Origin of the sequence: Micromonospora hortensis, from assembly GCF_022230935.1 — a bacterium.
Taxonomy (GTDB): domain Bacteria; phylum Actinomycetota; class Actinomycetes; order Mycobacteriales; family Micromonosporaceae; genus Micromonospora; species Micromonospora hortensis.
This window is the reverse complement of sequence record NZ_JAKKFE010000026.1, coordinates 150,226-169,506: the sequence shown is the minus strand read 5'-3', so window position 1 is coordinate 169,506 and position 19,281 is coordinate 150,226. Positions and strand designations below refer to the sequence as shown.

The 19,281-nt window shown below is 71.5% G+C and carries 16 protein-coding genes and 1 tRNA gene; 12 read left to right on the top strand and 5 right to left on the bottom strand.

From position 1 onward, the window contains the following. Positions 1 to 118: 118 nt before the first annotated feature. Together NIE111_RS19195 and NIE111_RS19190 are read right to left on the bottom strand one after the other, a co-directional pair. The gene (locus NIE111_RS19195) at positions 119 to 1,588 is read right to left on the bottom strand and encodes an MFS transporter (RefSeq protein ID WP_372488364.1); all 1,470 of its coding nucleotides are present in this window, start codon (positions 1,586 to 1,588) and stop codon (positions 119 to 121) included. Positions 1,589 to 1,643: 55 nt separating this feature from the next. Then, positions 1,644 to 1,880, bottom strand: coding sequence for a hypothetical protein (locus tag NIE111_RS19190; RefSeq protein WP_091397890.1), 237 nt, complete (start codon positions 1,878 to 1,880; stop codon positions 1,644 to 1,646). A gap of 148 nt (positions 1,881 to 2,028) precedes the next feature. On the opposite strand from NIE111_RS19190, the gene NIE111_RS19185 reads away from it, so the two are divergent. Beyond that, positions 2,029 to 3,189: a geranylgeranyl reductase family protein gene (locus tag NIE111_RS19185; protein WP_238685691.1), complete on the top strand. Its 1,161-nt coding sequence runs from the start codon at positions 2,029 to 2,031 to the stop codon at positions 3,187 to 3,189. 84 nt (positions 3,190 to 3,273) lie between these two features. Next, a complete protein-coding gene (locus tag NIE111_RS19180; protein ID WP_238685690.1) occupies positions 3,274 to 3,447 on the top strand; it encodes a hypothetical protein in 174 nt (57 codons plus the stop codon). 58 nt (positions 3,448 to 3,505) lie between these two features. Here NIE111_RS19180 and NIE111_RS19175 read toward each other — a convergent pair whose 3' ends face one another. Next, positions 3,506 to 5,296, bottom strand: coding sequence for a bifunctional metallophosphatase/5'-nucleotidase (locus NIE111_RS19175; RefSeq protein WP_238685689.1), 1,791 nt, complete (start codon positions 5,294 to 5,296; stop codon positions 3,506 to 3,508). A gap of 185 nt (positions 5,297 to 5,481) precedes the next feature. Between NIE111_RS19175 and NIE111_RS19170 the strand changes: the two genes are divergently transcribed. Next, positions 5,482 to 6,402, top strand: a complete 921-nt coding sequence (locus NIE111_RS19170; RefSeq protein WP_372488363.1) for an SDR family oxidoreductase — start codon at positions 5,482 to 5,484, stop codon at positions 6,400 to 6,402. A 40-nt stretch (positions 6,403 to 6,442) separates the two neighbouring features. Here NIE111_RS19170 and NIE111_RS19165 read toward each other — a convergent pair whose 3' ends face one another. Then, complete coding sequence (locus NIE111_RS19165) at positions 6,443 to 7,102, bottom strand: nucleotidyl transferase AbiEii/AbiGii toxin family protein (protein WP_238685688.1); 660 nt, start codon at positions 7,100 to 7,102, stop codon at positions 6,443 to 6,445. Continuing rightward, entirely contained in the window at positions 7,099 to 7,440 is a 342-nt protein-coding gene (locus NIE111_RS19160; protein WP_124770765.1) for a hypothetical protein, read from the bottom strand. Before NIE111_RS19160 ends, NIE111_RS19165 begins: the two co-directional genes overlap by 4 nt. Before the next feature lie 700 nt (positions 7,441 to 8,140). Between NIE111_RS19160 and NIE111_RS19155 the strand changes: the two genes are divergently transcribed. The 9 genes from NIE111_RS19155 (at position 8,141) to NIE111_RS19115 (ending at position 19,266) form a co-directional block, all read left to right on the top strand. Beyond that, complete coding sequence (locus NIE111_RS19155; protein WP_238685687.1) at positions 8,141 to 8,707, top strand: hypothetical protein; 567 nt, start codon at positions 8,141 to 8,143, stop codon at positions 8,705 to 8,707. A gap of 791 nt (positions 8,708 to 9,498) precedes the next feature. Next, a complete protein-coding gene (gene fdh, locus NIE111_RS19150) occupies positions 9,499 to 12,771 on the top strand; it encodes a formate dehydrogenase (protein ID WP_274531313.1) in 3,273 nt (1,090 codons plus the stop codon). Beyond that, entirely contained in the window at positions 12,761 to 13,729 is a 969-nt protein-coding gene (locus NIE111_RS19145) for a 4Fe-4S dicluster domain-containing protein (protein ID WP_238685686.1), read from the top strand. Before fdh ends, NIE111_RS19145 begins: the two co-directional genes overlap by 11 nt. After that, entirely contained in the window at positions 13,726 to 14,970 is a 1,245-nt protein-coding gene (gene nrfD / locus NIE111_RS19140) for an NrfD/PsrC family molybdoenzyme membrane anchor subunit (protein WP_238685685.1), read from the top strand. Before NIE111_RS19145 ends, nrfD begins: the two co-directional genes overlap by 4 nt. Before the next feature lie 13 nt (positions 14,971 to 14,983). Continuing rightward, positions 14,984 to 15,079: transfer RNA gene (locus NIE111_RS19135), tRNA-Sec, on the top strand. A 23-nt stretch (positions 15,080 to 15,102) separates the two neighbouring features. After that, the gene (gene selA / locus NIE111_RS19130; protein ID WP_238685684.1) at positions 15,103 to 16,407 is read left to right on the top strand and encodes an L-seryl-tRNA(Sec) selenium transferase; all 1,305 of its coding nucleotides are present in this window, start codon (positions 15,103 to 15,105) and stop codon (positions 16,405 to 16,407) included. Positions 16,408 to 16,409: 2 nt separating this feature from the next. Continuing rightward, positions 16,410 to 18,209 carry a selenocysteine-specific translation elongation factor gene (gene selB / locus NIE111_RS19125; RefSeq protein WP_238685683.1) on the top strand — a complete coding sequence of 600 codons (1,800 nt, stop codon included), beginning with the start codon at positions 16,410 to 16,412 and terminating at the stop codon, positions 18,207 to 18,209. A 54-nt stretch (positions 18,210 to 18,263) separates the two neighbouring features. After that, complete coding sequence (locus NIE111_RS19120) at positions 18,264 to 19,013, top strand: hypothetical protein (protein ID WP_238685682.1); 750 nt, start codon at positions 18,264 to 18,266, stop codon at positions 19,011 to 19,013. A gap of 55 nt (positions 19,014 to 19,068) precedes the next feature. Further along, positions 19,069 to 19,266: a hypothetical protein gene (locus NIE111_RS19115; protein WP_030327722.1), complete on the top strand. Its 198-nt coding sequence runs from the start codon at positions 19,069 to 19,071 to the stop codon at positions 19,264 to 19,266. Positions 19,267 to 19,281: the final 15 nt, after the last annotated feature.

The following is a 19,281-nucleotide window of genomic DNA, read 5'->3' as shown; positions in this document are numbered from 1 at the left end:
CACCACAGCACTACACCACAAGCACCCAGCACCGCACCGCACCACGGCACGGCACGGCAGGACACCGACCGCTGGCCGGCACCCGCAAACCCGGGTGCCGGCCAGCGGCGTACCCCGATCAGGTTTTGTGGTTGTGGCTCCGCCAGATGTCGATCAGCGCGGTGATCAGCGCGAGCGCGATGATGCCGGTGGCGAGCATGAGGGACTGTTCGAAGGCGTTGGTCCAGTCCCCGCGGCTGTCGGCCAGCGTGGAGAAGAACAGCGAGCCGACGGCGGCGATGCCGGCGGCGGCGCCGATCCGCTGGCCGGTCTGGAGCATGCCGGCGCCGCTGCCCGCCTGCCCGACCGGCACCTCGGAGAGGGTGATCGTCTGGTTGGGGGCGATCACCAGCCCGCTGCCGATGCCGGCGACGAGCAGTGGGCCGGCGGTGACCCAGGGTGCCGGGGCGTCCGGGAAGAGGTGCAGTGCGATCACCGTGGCGGCCAGTCCGACCACCACGGTGAGCAGTCCGATGGCGACCAGTGGTCGGCCGAAGCGGTTGACGATGCGACCGCCGAGCACGGCGGCGGCGGCGGAGCCCAGGGCGAAGGGGGTGATGGCCAGGCCGGCGACGAGGGCGCTGTAGCCGAGGCCCATCTGTAGGAACAGGGTGAAGATGAAGAAGATCGCGGTGAAGCCGCCGAAGTAGACGAGCGCCAGGATCGACCCCAGGGTGTACGACTGGAAGCTGAACAGCCGGAGGTCGAACAGGGGTTGGTGGTGGCGTGCGTACCGTCGCTCCCAGAGCCCGAAGGCGACCAACACCGCCAGGCCGACCGGGATGAGCGCCCACTTCCAGGGGGTCTGCCACTGCTGCTCCTGTACCAGTGGCAGCAGGACCAGGACCACTCCGACGCCGAGCAGCAGGACGCCGACGGGGTCGAGTCGATGCCAGCCGGCTTGGCCGCTGGGGCGGCCGGGCAGCAGCCGCCAGCCGAGGATCACCGCGAGGACACCGACGGGCACGTTGACGAAGAACACCCAGCGCCAGCCGTGTTCCTCGCCGCCGATGGCGATGAGCAGTCCGCCGAGCAGCGGCCCGACGGCGGTGGAGATGCCGATGGTGGCGCCGAGCAGCCCGAACGGGCGGGCGCGTTCGGGCCCACGGAACAGCTGCTGGATCAGCCCGATGACCTGGGGGTTGACGACGCCGGCGGCGGCGCCCTGCAGAAGTCGGGCGATGACCAGCCAGGTCGGGGAGGTGGCGAGCCCGGCGAGCGCGCTGGTGACGGTGAACAGGGCGATGCCGAAGACGAACGCGTTGCGCCGACCGCGGGCGTCGCCGAAGCGACCGGCGGGCACCAGCGCCAGTCCGAAGGTGAGCGCGTACCCGGAGAGGATCCACTGCAGGTCGCTCGACGACGCGTGCAGTGCCCGGTCGATGGAGGGCACGGCCACGTTGACGATGCTCACGTCGAGCAGCGTCATGAAGGCGGCGACGAGTCCGACGCCGACCGCCTGCCAGCGTCGTCGGTTCTCGGCCGCTGTCACCGGCTGCGGCGTCTGCGCCGCGCTCACCGCGCCCCCCGTCGACCCTCGGTCATGCATGGTTGACCGCTACCCGGGTCGTCGGGGGGCGAACCGTGCCGGCTGGTTCCGTCGGTCACGCCATCTGGCGGGCGCAGAACCGGGGACCGAAGTCGAGGCCGGCCATCGGTGAGTCCTCGCGGTGCAGCAGGCCCTTCTCGGTGAGCAGGTGCAGGGGGCTGCCCACCTGCTCCGCGGTCAGCCCGGATTCCTCGGCGATCAGGTCCGGGTAGGGCACCTGCCCGCGTGCCTCGAGGGTGGTGACCGCCTGGTACACCCGTTGCTCGGCCTCCGACAGTTGCACCTGCTGCATGGTTCCTCCTTGTGCTCGTCCGCCACTGCGGTGGCGGTTGCCGTGCGCCGGTTACCCCCTCGGTGCCCGAAGATGCACACCCGATCGGGCGGTCGCGACGGCGGGCGGGTCCGGCGGTCGGGCGAGGAAGGTGCCCTAGGCTGCTTCCGTGATCGTTTGGGATCTCGTCGTTGTCGGCGCTGGCCCCGCGGGGCTGTCCGCGGCGCACGCCGCTGCCCGTGCGGGCGTCTCCACCCTTGTCGTCGAGCGAGCCGTGCACCCGCGGTACAAGACCTGCGGCGGTGGACTGATCGGCACCTCGCTGGCGGCCGTTCAGGATCGGATCGAGGTGCCCGCGCACGACCGGGTGGACCGGGTGACGTTCACCCGCGACGGCCGTCGGGAGTTCACCCGCCGCAACGGCAGTCCGGTGGTGACGATGGTGCGCCGTGAGGAGTTCGACGACCGGCTGCGCGAGGCGGCGGTCGCCGTCGGCGCGCAACTGCGGGAGCGGGTCGCGGTCCGCGCGATCGAGCAGGACCCCGAGGGGGTACGCCTGCGGCTGGCCGACGGTACGACGATCGCGGCTCGTGCCGTGATCGGGGCGGACGGCTCGTCGGGGGTGACCGGGCGGCACGTCGGAGTGCGGTACCGGCAGGTGGATCTGGGTCTGGAGTTGGAGATTCCGGTGCCGCCCGCCGAGCAGGAGCGGTGGCGGGGCCGGTTGTTGTTGGACTGGGGCGACATGCCGGGCTCGTACGCCTGGGTCTTTCCCAAGGGCGACCGGCTGACCGTCGGCGTGATCGCCGCGCGGGGTGCGGGGGAGGGGACCCGCGACTACCTGCGGAGGTTCGTCGACCGGTTGGGTCTGACCGGGTTGCCGGCTGAGCACGACTCCGGTCACCTGACCCGTTGCCGCGCGGAGGATTCACCGTTGCGCAACGGCCGGGTGCTGGTCGTGGGGGATGCGGCGGGGTTGCTGGAGCCGTGGAGCCGGGAGGGCATCAGCTTCGCGTTGCGCTCCGGTGAGTTGGCCGGCGCTGCGGTCGCGGGTGGTGACCTGGCCGGGTACGAGCGGGCGGTGGCCGAGCGTCTGCTGCCGGAGATGCGGGCGGGGTTCCGGCTGCTCGACGTGTTCACCCGTCGCCCGGACGTGTTCCACGCCCTGTTGGCGACCCCACCGGGCTGGCGGATGTTCGTGCAGTTCTGCCAAGGGCGGGCGAGCTTCGACGAGATGCTGGGCCGCCGCCCGATCCGGGCGGCGCTCGCGGTGCTCGACCGGTTGTCCCATCCATCGCGCCAGGCCACCACCGCTCACCCAGGATCCTAGGACGCCTTAGAGGGTGTGCGTCCGGCTACTGGTGTCGACCGGCGCGATCGCCGGACAATCACAACGGGAGCAGGGGAGGTGCTGATGACCGAGCAGCCGTTCACCGACGACGAGTACGAGTTTCTGCGTCACGCGCGGTTCGGGGAGTTGCCGCCCGCCGTCCGGCCCGACGAGCGGGTGGCTCTGACCGAGACCGATCCCGGGCGCGACCGGCCGGAGGAGTCCGAGGACCCGATCCGCTGGAACGTGCAGGGCTGAGAAACGCGGAACGGGCCGCGGGTGTCGCCACCCACGGCCCGTTCGTGATGCGCTGCGGTCAGAAGACCGGCACGCCCTCGCGTACGAGACGCCAGTTGGGCTGGAAGAAGTCGGCCGGGTCGATCGTCCCCTTGGCCTGCGCCCAGTCGATGAGCAGCTGACGGATCTCCTGCTGCGCGTTGTAGACCTGGGTCTTCACGATGCCGGGGAAGTTGCCGCCGCCGCTGCGCCGGTAGTTGTTCACCGCCACCACGAACTGCGCGTTGTCCGCCACCGGGGTGTCGGTGCCGGCCAGCACCAGGCGGGTGATCCGCTGTCCGACCGGCTTGGAGATGTCGATGTCGTAGTCCAGGCCGGAGAAGACGTCGTAGTTGTAGTCCGGCACGGCCGGGTCGCTGATCTGCTCGGGGTCGACCGGGGCGCCCGGCGCGAACGTACGGAAGTACTTCGCCGAGTACTCCAGGTAGGCGCGCACCTCGGCGCCGCTGAGCACGACGGCCTCGAGGGTGTTGTCGTACACGTACAGGCCGGCCACGTCGCGAATCTTCACGTCGCCGGCCGGGAAGACGGCGGTCCGGCTGAACGGGGCCGCGATCGACAGCACCGGCAGGTCCGCGTACGCCGTGCCGGCCAGCGCCGCGCCGACCACCTCGGTCTGCACGTGGTTGATGAAGTCCAGGATCGGCGTGTCCTCGTAGCGCGACGCCGCCGCCGACAGTTCCACAGTGGACTGCGCGACCACCTGGTTGACGTACGCGATGGTCTTCTGGTGCTGGGCCCGCACGGCGGCGAGCACCTTCGGGTCCTCGACCACAGTGTTGGTGTTCAGCATGGTGGCGGCCTTCTTGGTGATCGCCCACCGTCCGCGCTCACGGGTGAGGGTGAAGTCCATCCGGGTGAGCCGCTGGCCCCACTTCGACGGCTCGGAGAGCAGCACCTGCGTGCCGGTGCGCTCGTTGGTCACGAACCGCTCGACCACCTCGTTGTGCGCGTGACCGAAGAGGATCGCGTCGATCCCCGGCACCTGCTGGGCGATCAGCGCCACCGGGTTCTCGTTCGGCAGCTCGGGGCCGTAGCTGGAGGTGCCGCTGTCGCCGCCGTGCGCCGAGATCAGAACGAGGTCCGCGCCGCGGGCCCGCATGATCGGCACCCACTTCGCGGCGGTCGCGATCATGTCGTCGAAACGCAGCTTTCCCTCGACGTTGCCCTTGTCCCAAATGGCCACACCGGGATTGGTCAACCCCAGGATGCCGACCCGCAGCGTCGGCGCGGCGAAACCGAGGGAGACCTTCTTGATGACGTACGGCAGGAAGGCCGGCTTGCCGGTCCTCGCGTTGACGGCGTTCGCGGCGAGCGCCGGGAAGCCGAGCTGACGGATCCACAGGTCCAGCAACGGCAGACCGTAGTTGAACTCGTGGTTGCCCAGCGTCACCGCGTCGTAGTCGATGACGTTCATGGCCCGTGCCATCGGGTGCTTCTCCCCGGTGGCGGTTATCGGCTCCTGCTTGGCGTAGTACGTGGCCAGCGGCGTGCCCTGGATCGTGTCGCCGGCGTCGAGCACCAGCGTCGCCTTGCCGCGCCGCTCCCGACGGATCTGATTGATCAGGGTCGCCAGCTTCGCCACGCCGATGTCGTTCTGCTTGCTGTCGTCGTACTCGGCGTCGCGGTAGTAGTCCCAGTTGTAGACGTTGCCGTGCGTGTCCGAGGTGCCCAGGAGGGTGAGGTCCCAGGTGCGCGGCCGGGCCGCGCCGGCCGCCTGCGCGGGCGCGGCGGCGATCAGCGGGGTGGTCGCCGCGGCCGCGGCGACCACGAGCACCTGGCGGCGCGACGGGCCGGAGGGAGAGGTCATGACGTGCCTTTCCATGGGGTGGACGCGCCTCGTGAGCGCCTTGCGCACCATAACCAGCACCCGGCACTCCCGCCACGGCAGCCCCGATCGATGCAGCGGTTTCCGCAGGCCGACGCAGGGTAGGGCCGTCAGGGACGGCATTCGCGGGAAGGCCCCGCTTCCCGCGCGCAGCGAGGAGAGTTTCAGTGAGCGAGGACCAGCACACCCAGCAGGACCAGCACACCCAGCAGGACCCGACCAGCCAGTACGGCCAGCAGTCCGGTCAACCCGCACAGCAGCAGTCAGCGCCCGGCTCGACGAGGGAGATGACCCCGAAGCCGGACCACGGGGAGGAGTCGTACCGGGGCAGCGGCAAGCTCGACGGCAAGCGGGCGCTGATCACCGGCGGTGACTCGGGGATCGGCCGGGCGGTCGCGATCGCCTTCGCCCGAGAGGGCGCGGACGTGCTCATCTCCTACCTCGGTGAGGAGGAGGACGCCGACGCCCGGGAGACCATCCGGCTGGTCGAGGCCGCCGGCCGGCGGGGCGTCGCGGTACGCGGTGACATCACCGACGAGGCGCACTGCCAGGAACTGGTCGACCGGGCGGTGCGCGACCTGGGCGGCCTCGACATCCTGGTGAACAACGCGGCGTACCAGATGTCGCAGGACAAGGGGATCCTCGGCATCAGCAGCGAGCAGTTCGACCGGGTGTTCAAGACCAACCTGTACGCGATGTTCTGGCTCTGCAAGGCCGCCATTCCGCACCTGGCCGAGGGGTCGGCGATCATCAACACCTCGTCGATCCAGGCGTTCGACCCGTCGCCGCAGCTGCTGGACTACGCCACCACCAAGGCGGGGATCGCCAACTTCACCAAGGCCCTCGCCGCCGACCTGGCCGAGCAGGGAATCCGCGTCAACGCTGTCGCACCGGGGCCGGTGTGGACGCCGCTGATCCCGTCCACCATGCCGGAGGAGAAGGTGAAGCAGTTCGGCACCGACACCCCGGAGGGGCGTCCCGGGCAGCCGGCTGAGCTGGCGCCCGCGTACGTCTTCTTCGCCTCGCAGGAGTCCAGCTACGTGACGGGCGAGATCCTGGGGGTCACGGGCGGTCGACCGACCAAGTGACAGGCCGGCGGGTGGGCGTCCGCTCGGGATGCCCACCCGGTCAGCGTGGCCAGGCGGCGAAGCGTTGCCGGATCGCGGCGACGTCGGCGGCGGCCAGGCCGTAACGGCCGAAACGCTGGTCGGAGAGCCGGTCCAGGTAGCGGCCGGCGGCGCGGACGTCGTCCGGGTCCAGCGCCGGGTCGACCTGCCGTGCCAACACCAACAGCTCGGTCACGTCGTAGTGGTCGAGAGCTGCGGCCACGTCGATGAAGTCGCGAACCTCCCGCCGGTTGACCAACGCCGCGATCTTGTTCGCCACCAGGTCACGAACGTCCATCACCGGACCCAGGTCCATCACCACCGGGCTCTGCTGGCGGTCCAACCGGGCGAGGCTGAGCCGGATCTGCCGTCCGTCGCGGCTCACCACGAAATCCTTCATGTCCTGCTCGTACCCGTCGAACAGTTCGGCCAGCTCGCTGTCCGGGTCGGCGTCGCTGACGATGAACCCGGCCCGCTCCAGGGCCACCCGCACCCCGGCGGACGCGGCCGCCGCGGCACCCTCCACGTCCGCGAAGAGGTCCACGTCCTCCGTCGGTCGGGCGACCAGCCCGTGCGCCGCCCAGGCCACCCCACCACCCAACACGAACCGGTACGGCCCGGCGGCGGCAAGCGCCACCCGGGCCACCTCCCGGTAGAACTCGTGCAGATGAGGTTCGATCACGCCGCGCGCAGGCCGCGGTGCCGGCTCTCCCACGCCTGGCGTACGCCCCGAGGCAGGTTGAGCAGTCGCCACACCCGACGCAGTGTCCGCCCGTTGATCAGAGCGCGCAGATCCTCGGCCCGAGTGGTCTCGCGAAGCACGTTCTCGTACATCCAGAGCAACTGGTCCGGGTCGCCGAGGTCAAAGGTGCGCTCGGCGTTCCACATCAGCCGTACCGGCAGCTCCACCACACCTCGGGTCGGGCCGGCAAGCTCGGCGAGCGTCCGCGCCACCACAGCGGGGCGACCCGGGCGGGCCAGAAAGGCCACGCCGGTCGCGGTGGGGGAGACGGCCTGCATGGTGTCAGGGTAACGCCCACCAGAGCCGGTGTCGCTCAGGTCGATCCCAACCCGCTGCGCCAGGCGCGCCGACATGACCCTGCTCAGGCGCGAAGCCTGTCCGGTTTGTGTGGGCTTCGCGTGCTCGGCCCGGTCGTGGTCGACTCGGGTTTCCGGAAGTCTGGGGTGTGTTGGGTGTCCGGGATGGCCCGACTTCAGTGAACCCGAGTGGGTCCCGTAGGTGAGGGTCGGTTCGGCGCTGTCGGCCCGGTGGGTGTGGGTGGGTTTGTCCGTTCGTGGGTGGTGACTGGGCGCACCCTCAGGCCGGAATCGTGGCCGGGCCGGGGTCGTTACATACCCTGACGATCGCAGTACCACCGGCCCGCCGCCCGACCCTGAGGGCTGGTCGCGCAGGCTGGAATGCCCGCCTCCACCCGGTCGTTACAGTCCCCACGAACGGCCGTCGGGCACCGCCTCGATGAGGGTGCCGGCAGGTGGGCCAACCCCGGAATGACCGCGGCCCTCGGGTCGTTACACAGGGTCCCGGCGCCACGAGCCCCCGCGCTCGGCAGGTCGCCGACCCGACGCCCCACACGGTGTCACCCCCCAAGACTTTTTCCGCTTTGTTTGTTGCAGCGCCGGACGAGGTGCTCACACCCATCAACCGCCGTTCCCCCTTTTTGGCGGTGTGGGTGTTCTACCCCCGAAGGAGCTACTCCTGATGAACACGATCTTCCGTAAGAGCATGTTGTCTGTTGTTGGTCTCGCGTTCGCCGGTGGTGTGTTCGCCGGCCCGATCGCCGCCCACGCCGCCACTCCGGCCGTGGATGCCAAGCCGGTCGCGGTGGCTGTGCAGTCGGCGGCGCCGAAGCCGCAGGGCGACCAGTCGCGTATCAGCCTGAATGACGAGCAGACCGCGAACGTGAAGGCGATCATCGCCGCTACGAAGAAGGCTGGTCTGCCGGAGCGGGCCGCGGTCATCTCGATCGCGACGAGCCTGCAGGAGTCGAAGCTGGAGAACCTGGGTCACCTGGGTGACCTAAACGACCACGACTCGCTGGGCCTGTTCCAGCAGCGCCCGAGCTCGGGTTGGGGTACGCCGGAGCAGATCACCGACCCTGAGTACTCCACGACCGCGTTCCTCAAGGGTTTGAAGCAGGTCGACGGGTGGCAGGACATGGCCTTGACCGACGCCGCGCAGACGGTGCAGGTGTCGGCGTACCCGGACGCCTACGCCCAGTGGGAGCAGCAGGCCACCGACCTCGTTGGCCAGCACTGGAACAGCTGACCCGCACCACAGCACCACACCACACCACAAGCACCCAGCACCAGGGCACGGCGCCACCGCACCACCGCACCACCGCACCACCACGACACCACGACACCACAGCACGACACCGACCGCTGGCCGGCACCCGCAAACCAGGGTGCCGGCCAGCGGCACTTCCGTTTCCGTGTGCGGCAGGCACCGGCGTTGGTCGCGGACCGTCGCGCCGCCGGGTGCCGCCGGAAGCGGATGCCGCGCTGCCAGAAGCGGATGGCGCGGTCCGGTCGGTGGCCACCAGGAGATCTTGGACAGTTTCCGTTCTGCCGTAACGGAAACTGTCCAAGATCTCGTGGGTTCTAGCCGAAGGGTGGCGCGTTGGCGGGTGTTGTGGTCGTGAGGCGACCGCTGTCCAGCGATGGGACCCGGCGGCGGGGCGGCCCGACAGCGATGGGCCCGGCGGCGATGGGACCCGGCGGCGGAGCGACCCGGCGGGGCAGTGTTACCGCCACGCGGCGGGACGGCCGGGCGAGGATCGGATGGGTGGAGCCGGGGAACAACGCGGGGTGCGGGCTGGTTGTGGGGGGTGTCGGTGTGACTCAGTGTCCCCGGGCCTCACCTAATATCGCCTTCGCGGAATACCGTTCGGCTGGAGCCGCGTCGTGCCACTCGCCGAGAGGCGACCTGCACACCGACACCAGCGCCGCCCCCAGCCCACCGGCCGGGGGCGGCGCTGGTCGTGTGTCCTCGGTTCGCGAACCTGTCTCAGTTGACCTATCTTCAGAGGATCGCTCGCGTGGGAGGGGGTGTCGGGGTTGGGGTTACGGACCTTTATCGAGGGCTGGCCGGTCTATCGCCAGCTCACCGGCACGGACCCGCTGGGCCGGGGTGCGGCGGCGAAGTCCGACGGGTCCCGCGCGCTCACCGCCCGCACCGATACCGCCGACAGCGTGGCTCGTTCGGTCTGCCCGTACTGCGCTGTTGGGTGTGGTCAACGGGTGTTCGTGAAGGACGGGCAGGTCAGTCAGATCGAGGGTGATCCGGACAGCCCGATCTCGCGGGGTCGGCTCTGTCCGAAGGGTTCGGCGAGCAAGAGCCTGGTGACCAGCCCGCTGCGGCAGACCACGGTCCGCTACCGCCGGCCGTACTCGACCCAGTGGGAGGATCTGGAGCTCGACACCGCGATCGACATGATCGCCGACCGGATCCTCGCCGCCCGCGAGCAGACCTGGGAGGACGTCGACACGCAGGGCCGGCCGCTCAACCGGACGCTGGGTATCTCCAGTCTGGGTGGGGCGACGCTGGACAACGAGGAGAACTACCTCATCAAGAAGTTGTTCACCGCGATGGGGGCGCTCCAGATCGAGAACCAGGCCCGTATTTGACACTCCGCCACCGTCCCCGGTCTGGGGGCCAGCTTCGGTCGTGGCGGTGCGACGGATTTCCAGCAGGACATCGCCAACGCTGACGTGATCGTCATCCAGGGTTCGAACATGGCTGAGGCGCACCCGGTGGGTTTCCAGTGGGTGATGGAGGCCAAGCGCAAGGGTGCGAAGGTCTTCCACGTCGATCCACGGTTCACCAGGACGAGTGCGGTCGCGGATGAGTACCTGTCGATCCGGGCGGGCACGGACATCGCGCTGCTCGGCGGGGTGGTGCGCTACATCCTGGACAACGAGTTGGACTTCCGGGAGTACGTGCTCGCTTACACCAACGCGGCGACGATCGTCAGCGAAGAGTTCAGCGACACCGAGGACGGCGACGGCTTCTTCTCCGGCTTCGACCCCGAGACCGGCACCTACGTGCAGGACAGCTGGCAGTACGAGGGGCACGAGGGTTCGTCGGGCAGTGGGCACACCGCCCAGGAGCGGGACAGCGCCGCGGGGTTGACGCACGAGTCGCACGGCGCGCCGGTGGGCGGGCAGACCCGGCGCGATGAGACGTTGCAGCATCCGCGCTGCGTCTATCAGATCCTCAAGCGACACTTCGCCCGTTACACCCCGGAGATGGTGGAGCGGGTCTGCGGTATTTCGCAGGCGCAGTTCCTGGAGTTGGCGCGGGCGTGGACGGCGAACTCCGGCCGGGACCGCACCGGCATGCTGATCTACTCTGTTGGCTGGACGCAGCACAGTGTGGGTGTGCAGTACATCCGCACCGGCGCGATCATCCAGCTCCTGCTGGGCAACATGGGTCGCCCGGGTGGCGGGGTCATGGCGCTTCGTGGCCACGCCAGCATTCAGGGCTCGACCGACATTCCGACGTTGTTCAACCTGCTACCCGGTTATCTGCCGATGCCGCACCACGCCGAACACCCGAGCTTCGACGAGTGGGTGGACAGCATTCGCCATCCGGGGCAGAAGGGGTTCTGGGGTAACGCGCGGTCCTTCGCCGCCAGCCTGCTCAAGGCGTACTGGGGTGACGCGGCGACGCCGGAGAACGACTTCTGCTACGGCTACCTTCCTCGGCTGACCGGTGATCACGGCACCTACCAGCAGGTGCTCAACATGATCGACGGGAAGATCAAGGGGTACTTCCTGCTCGGGCAGAACCCGGCGGTCGGCTCCGCGCACGGTCGTGCGCAGCGGCTCGGGATGGCCAACCTCGACTGGTTGGTGGTCCGGGACCTGTTCATGATCGAGAGCGCGACGTTCTGGCAGAACGGCCCGGAGGTCGCCACCGGGGAGATCGTGCCGGAGGAGTGCCGCACTGAGGTGTTCTTCCTGCCCGCCGCGTCGCATGTGGAGAAGGAGGGCACGTTCACCCAGACGCAGCGGTTGTTGCAGTGGCGGGAGAAGGCCGTCGAGCCGCCGGGCGACGCCCGCTCCGAGCTGTGGTTCTTCTATCACCTGGGCCGCAAACTGCGGGAGAAGCTGGCCGACTCGCCGCTGCCGCGTGACCGCGCGCTGCTCGACCTCACCTGGGACTACCCCACGCACGGTCCGTACGCGGAGCCGAGCGCCGAGGCGGTGCTGCGCGAGATCAACGGGTACGACGTGGCGACCGGCCGCCCGCTGTCCAGCTTCGCCGAGGCCCGCGCGGACGGCTCGACCGCGATCGGTTGCTGGATCTACACCGGGGTGTACGCGGACGGCGTGAACCAGGCGGCGCGGCGCAAGTCCCGACACGAGCAGGACTGGGTGGCCGCCGAGTGGGGTTGGGCGTGGCCGGCGAACCGGCGCATCCTCTACAACCGTGCGTCCGCCGACCCGGACGGCAACCCGTGGTCCGAGCGCAAGCGGTACGTGTGGTGGGACGCGGAGAAGTCCGAGTGGACCGGTTACGACGTGCCGGACTTCGAGAAGACCAAGCCACCGTCGTACCGGCCGCCGGCCGGCGCGTCCGGGCCGGAGGGCATCGCGGGTGACGACCCGTTCGTCATGCAGGGCGACGGCAAGGGCTGGCTGTACGCGCCCAGCGGTGTCCTGGACGGGCCGCTGCCGACGCACTACGAGCCGGTGGAGTCGCCGGTGCGTAACCCGCTCTACGGTCAGCAGGCCAACCCGACCCGCAAGATGTACGCGCACCCGGTGAACTCGGTGAACCCGAGCCCGCCGCAGGAGCACGGCCAGGTGTTCCCGTACGTGTTCACTGTCAGCCGGCTCACCGAGCACCACACCGCCGGTGCGATGAGTCGGACGGTGTCACCGCTGGCCGAGCTGCAACCGGAGATGTTCGTCGAGGTGTCCCCGGCCCTGGCCGGTGAGGTCGGGCTGACGCATCTGGGCTGGGCGCATCTGGTCAGCGGCCGTGCGGTGATCGAGGCGAAGGTGCTGGTGACCGACCGGCTCACCCCGCTGCGGGTGGACGGTCGGATCATCCACCAGGTGTGGTTGCCGTACCACTTCGGTTTCGAGGGTCTGGTCACCGGCGACTCGGCCAACGACCTGTTCGGCATCAGCCTGGACCCGAACGTGCTGATCCAGGAGAGCAAGGTCGGCACCTGCGACGTGCGGCCGGGCCGTCGTCCCACCGGCCCGGCGTTGCTCGACCTGGTTGCCGACTACCAGCGGCGCGCCGGGATCGTCCCCGGCCAGCACGCGCCGGCAGTGACCACCGACGACGAGGGGAAGGAGCACGGTGCTTCCTGACCCGAACAGCCTGTACGGCCCGCTGGACCCGGCGCCCGAGGCAGGTTATGAGAACGCGCCGCCCCGGATGGGGTTCTTCACCGACACCAGCGTCTGCATCGGTTGCAAGGCCTGTGAGGTCGCCTGCAAGGAGTGGAACGGCGTCCCGGAGAGCGGCCTGGACCTGCTCGGCATGTCGTACGACAACACCGGCGCGTTGACCGCGAACTCGTGGCGACACGTCGCGTTCATCGAGCAGCCCCGCCCGGCCGGGCATGGCGCCGCACCGGCGGACGTCCTCGGCGCGCCGGTCGACGCCGGCCCTGCCCAGCCGGTCGGCGGGGGGCCGCAGTTCCTGGGTATGCCGGGGGTCCAGCCTCCGGGCCGGGGCACTGGCGTCGAGGAGCGCACGGATTTCCGCTGGTTGATGATGTCGGACGTCTGCAAGCACTGCACGCATGCGGCCTGCCTGGACGTGTGTCCGACGGGTTCGTTGTTCCGCACCGAGTTCGGCACGGTGGTGGTGCAGGAGGACATCTGCAACGGGTGTGGGTACTGCATCTCGGCGTGTCCGTACGGGGTGATCGATCAGCGTAAGGACGACGGTCGGGCGTGGAAGTGCACGCTGTGCTACGACCGGTTGGGCGCGGGGATGACTCCGGCGTGCGCGCAGGCGTGTCCGACCGAGTCGATCCAGTACGGGCCCCTGGAGGAGTTGCGTGAACGCGCCGCCGTGCGGGTGGCGACGCTGCACGACCGGGGGGTCCGCGAGGCCCGCCTGTACGGGCACGACCCGAACGACGGCGTGGGCGGTGACGGGGCGTTCTTCCTGCTCCTGGACGAACCCGAGGTGTACGGGCTGCCGCCCGACCCGGTCGTGACCACGCGTGACCTGCCGAAGATGTGGAAGCGCGCCGGCCTCGCCGCTCTCGCCATGGCGGCGGCGACCGTCGCCGCGTTCGTCGGAGGTTCCTCATGACCCCACCCGGCCCCGTGGGCGACCGGTTCCGTCGTTTCCGGGAGCGCCTCGCCGCCGAGGGCGGCGACCGCCCACGGGTGAGCGACGACCGCCCCCGCACCGCGAGCGGCGCGGCGGCCACGAGCGGTGGCGACCATCCGGACGACACGGGCACCGCCGCCAGCAGCAGCCGGGGCGACCTGACGCCGCGGCGAAGCACCGAAGCCGGGGGCCGGCAGGGCCGGCAGGGCCGGCGGGGCAGGCGGCGCGGCGGCGGTGAGGAACTGCGGGTGCCGGAGGCCGAGTTCACGTCCTACTACGGTCGGCCCGTTCTGAAGGGGCCGGTCTGGAAGTGGGACATCGCCGCGTACCTGTTCACCGGCGGGTTGGCAGCCGGCTCGTCGCTGCTGGCAGCGGGCGGGCAGCTCACCGGCCGGCCCGCGTTGCGGCGCGCCGGTCGGGTCACCGCGTTGGCCGCCGTCAGCGCCAGCGCCGTCTTCCTGGTGAAGGACCTGGGCCGGCCGGCGCGGTTCCACCACATGCTGCGGGTGGCCAAGCCGACCTCGCCGATGTCGATGGGTACCTGGATTCTCACCGCGTACGGGCCGGCGGCGGGCCTCGCCGCGATCGCCGAGGCGGCCGGTGTGCTGCCCCGGCACGGTCTGCTCGGGCTGGCCGGCCGGGCGTTGCCGCCGATCGGGCACGCCGCTGGGCTGCTCGCCGCCGGCACCGCGCCGGCGCTGGCCACGTACACCGGGGTGTTGCTGGCCGACACGGCGGTGCCGTCCTGGCATGAGGCGTACCCCGAGCTGCCGGTGATCTTCGCGGGCAGCGCGTTGGCCAGCGGCGCCGGCGTCGGTCTGCTCGCCGCGCCGCCGGCCCAGGCCGGGCCGGCCCGCCGGATGGCGGTGGCCGGCGCGGCCCTGGAGCTGTACGGCGCGCATCGGGTGGAGACCCGCCTCGGCCTGCTCAGCGAGCCCTACCGGTTGGGCCGGCCGGGTCGGTTGCTGCGTGCGGGGCGGCTGCTGACCGTCGGCGGGGTGACGGGTGCTCTGCTGGGCCGGCGCAGTCGGGTGGTCGGGGCGCTCTCGGGGACCGCGCTGCTGGCCGCGTCGGTGCTGACCCGGTTCGGCATCTTCTACGGTGGCGTCGCCTCGGCCCGCGACCCCCGGTACACGGTGGTGCCGCAGCGCGAACGGGTCGAGGCACGGCGAAACGGCATGGATCTTCCAGCTGACCGGGCGGTCCCGCCCGCGGTGTGATCGAATGTCCGGTGGAGGCGTTCAGGCGGCTGGTGCCCCTCCCGGTCTTCAAAACCGGAGTGGTCCGGGACCCGGGCCAGGCGGGTTCGATTCCCGTCCGTCTCCGCCACACCGCTCGCAGGAGATGACGTGATGGGCGACGGCCCGGTGGACCCGCGACGTCGGGTGCCCCGTACGGACACGCTGCTCGCCGACCCGGTGCTGGCCGCCGCCACCGTGACCCTCGGCCGGGAGCGGGTCAAGGCGATCGTCTCCCACGCGCAGGGCCGCGCCCGCCGTGGTGAGCTCAACCCCGACGAGGTACGCGACGCGGCGGTCGCCGCGTTGCCCACGCCCGGCCCCCGGGTGGTGCTCAACGCCACCGGTGTCGTGCTGCATACCAACCTGGGTCGGGCGCCGTTGTCGTCCGCCGCGGTCGCCGCGGTGGTGGCCGCCGCCGGACACACCGACGTCGAGTTGGACCTGGCCACCGGCCGGCGGGCCCGCCGCGGCCGGGGCGCGCTCGACGCGCTGGCCGCCGCGGTGCCCGACGCGGGCGCCGTGCACGTGGTGAACAACGGCGCGGCCGCGTTGGTGCTGGCCGCCACCGCGTTGGCCGCCGGCCGGGAGATCGTGGTCAGCCGCGGCGAACTGGTCGAGATCGGCGACGGTTTCCGCCTGCCCGACCTGCTGGAGAGCACCGGTGCGCGGCTGCGCGAGGTGGGCACCACCAACCGCACCACCCTCGCCGACTACGCCGCCGCGCTCGGCCCGCAGACCGGCTTCGTGCTCAAGGTGCACCCGTCGAACTTCCGGGTCACCGGCTTCACCGCCGCCGTCGGGGTACGGCAACTGGCCACACTCGGAGTGCCGGTGGTCGCGGACATCGGCTCCGGGCTGCTCGCCGCCGACCCGCTGTTGCCCGACGAACCGGACGCGGCCAGCACCCTGCGCGCGGGCGCCGCACTGGTCACCGCCAGCGGCGACAAGCTGCTCGGTGGGCCGCAGGCGGGGCTGCTGCTGGGTGACGTCGAGGTGATCGAGCGGTTGCGTCGCCACCCACTGGCGCGGGCGCTGCGGGTGGACAAGCTCACCCTGGCCGCGCTGGCCGCCACAGTGCACCAACCGGCCACCCCGACCCGGGTGGCGCTGCACGCCGACCCGGGTGCCCTGCGGGAACGGGTCGAGCGGCTGCGGGACCGGCTCGGCGCGGACGGCCGCAAGGCGGAGGTGGTGCCGGCCGTCGCGGTGGTCGGCGGGGGCGGCGCCCCCGGGGTGGAGTTGGACTCGTGGGCGTTGAGCCTGCCCGAGCGGTACGCGGCACCCCTGCGCACCGGAGACCCGCCGGTCCTCGGTCGGGTGGTGCGCGGCCGGCTCCTGCTCGACCTGCGCTGTGTGCCCGCCGACGCGGACGAGGCCGTCCGTGAGGCCGTGCTGCGCGTACCCGGGGAGGACTGAGCGTGTTCGTCGTCGCGACCGCCGGGCACGTCGACCACGGCAAGTCGACACTGGTCCGGGCGTTGACCGGGATGGAACCCGACCGGTGGGCCGAGGAACGGCGCCGGGGGATGACAATCGACCTGGGTTTCGCCTGGACGACGCTGCCGTCCGGCGGCACCGTCGCCTTCGTCGACGTACCCGGGCACGAGCGGTTCGTGCCGAACATGCTCGCCGGGGTCGGCCCGGTTCCGGCGGCGCTGATCGTGGTGGCCGCCGACGAGGGCTGGATGCCGCAGTCCGCCGAGCACCTGGCCGCGCTCGACGCGCTCGGCGTCGCGTACGGACTGCTCGCGGTGACCCGCGCGGACCTTGCCGACCCGGGGCCGGCGACGGCCCGCGCCCGCGCCGAGATCGCCGAGACCAGCCTCGGCGCGGTGCCGGCGGTGGCGGTCAGTGGCCTGACCGGCGCCGGCCTGCCGCAGCTGCGGGCGGCCCTGGACCAGCTCGCCGCCCAACTGCCCGCGCCGATGGTGGACGACCCGGTTCGGCTGTGGGTGGACCGTAGCTTCACAGTGCGGGGCAGCGGCACCGTCGTCACCGGCACCCTCGGCGCCGGCCGGCTGCGGGTGGGCGACGAACTGGAGCTGGCCGGCGCCGACGAACCCGTCCGGGTCCGTGGCCTGCACTCGCTGGGCGAGGCCCGACCGGAGGCGGCGGCGGTCGCCCGGGTGGCGGTCAACCTGCGCGGTACGCCCCGCGACCGGCTCGGCCGGGGCGACGCGTTGCTCACCCCGGGCCGGTTTCACCACACCGACCTGGTCGACGTCCGGCTCGCCGGCGACCCGGCCGCCGACCTGCCGGCCACCCTCACCCTGCACGTCGGGTCGGCGGCGGTGCCGGTACGGGTGCGTCCACTCGGCCCGGACACCGTCCGGCTGCGGCTGGCCCGCCCACTTCCGTTGCTGGTGGGTGACCGGGCGCTGCTGCGGGACCCGGGCCGCCACCACGTCAGCGGCGGGGTACGGGTGCTGGACGTGGCACCTCCACCGCTGGGCCGACGGGGTGCGGCCGCCGCCCGCGCCCAGGTCCTCGCCGAGTTGGACGGTCGACCCGACCTGGCGGGGGAGCTGCGCCGTCGCCGGCTGATCCGGGCCGGCGCGTTGATCCGCATGGGTGTGCCGGTGCAAGACCTGCCGGTGCACGCCGAGCCGATGCGAGACGGGCCGGTATACGCCGAGCCGGTGGCCGGTGACTGGCTGGCCGACCCCGCACACTGGCGGCGGCTCGGTGAGCAGTTGACCGAGGAGGTCGCCCGGCACGCGCGGGAACACCCGTTGGAGGCCGGGATGCCAGTGGACGCGCTGCGTCAACGCCTCGCCCTGCCCGACCGGGTGCTGGTCGAGGCGCTGGTCCGGCCGCCGTTGCGGATTCACGCCGGTCGGGTCGGGGCGGCGAGCGCCAACGCGCTGCCTGAACCGGTGGCCCTGGCCGTGCAACGGGTCCGCGCCGAGTACGGCGACCGGCCGTTCCGCGCCCCCGAAGCGGACCGCCTCGTCGACCTCGGCCTGGGCCCCCGGGAGATCGGCGCCGCGGTGCGGGCCGGTGCCCTGCTGCGGCTGGCCGACAACGTGGTGCTGCTGCCCGACGTGCTCGACGACGCGGTCCGCGTGTTGGCCGGGTTGCCGCAGCCGTTCACCCTGTCCGCGGCCCGGCAGGCGTTGGACACCACCCGCCGGGTGGCGGTGCCCCTGCTGGAGTTGCTGGACCGGCGGGGCGCGACCCGTCGGCTGCCCGACGACGCCCGGATCGTCGTCACCTGAGCGCGTACGCCTTCCGGGGCTGACAGGGTTGCGCTGAGGTGCGACCGTGGCGGGATGCTCGAGGTGTCCCCGTCCCCGTCGCGGCGTCTCGGTGGTGGGTGGCGTGCTGTCGTCCCGGTGGTGCTGCGCTGGGCGCTGCCGGTGCTGTGGGTGCTGTGGGCACCTCTGGCGTGGTGGGTCGAGCCCCGCGAGTCGACCGAGGCCCAGCTCGACTGGGATCTCGCGACTGGCCAGGTGGTGGCATTCCAGCGGGCGTCCGGCTGGGCGGACGACGGCGCGCACTGGGGGAGCCGGCCCCGACCGCAGTATGCGACGAACGGCGGAATGCTCGTCTGGACCGTGCCGAACGGCCAGAGCCGGTACACCTTCGGCGCACCGCCTGCCGGGGATTCGTACCTCGCCGATCCAGACCCGTCGGTGGGCGCCGCGCCGAGCTGGCGGGACGCCCAGCTCGCCACGATCTCCGCAGCGGGCAGCGTGGACGGGGGCCCCGGGCAGCGGATCGGGAACGCTGCGGCTCTGCTCGCCGGTGTGCTGACCGTGCTGTGGCTGGGCCGGTTGATCGGTGGCGCGCCGCCGCTGGCGGGCACCCGGTGGTTCTGGTTCTGGGTGGGTCTGCTGCCGTTCGGGGTGGGTGTGCTGGCCTGGACGTACCGGGAGCTGTGGCGACCGCCGCCGGTGCCGGTGCCCGGCCGGGGCTCGGGGTGGCGCGGCGTCGGCTGGCTGATCCTCGCCGCGGTCGGCATCAGCCTTCTGGTGTCCGTCGCCCGCATCGTGTTCGGGACGACTGTGGTGCCGGGCTGAGCCGGTGCCGGGCCAACCGGCCCCGAGGTCGACGTCGGTCACCTACGGTGACGCCATGGACCCTTCAGCGGTCTGGCGGGACCGGCAGCACCGGTGGCGGATCGAGGCGTACCGCGCGCCGGACCTGCGCTTCGCCATCTACGCCACCAACGGCCCCACCGAGTCGGTGCCGCTGTGGCTGTTCGGGATGTCGGCGCTGGCCCGGTGGCTGATGACCCACGCCATCTCGCTGGACGACCTGGAGGTCGACTGAGCGGGGGCGCGGTCG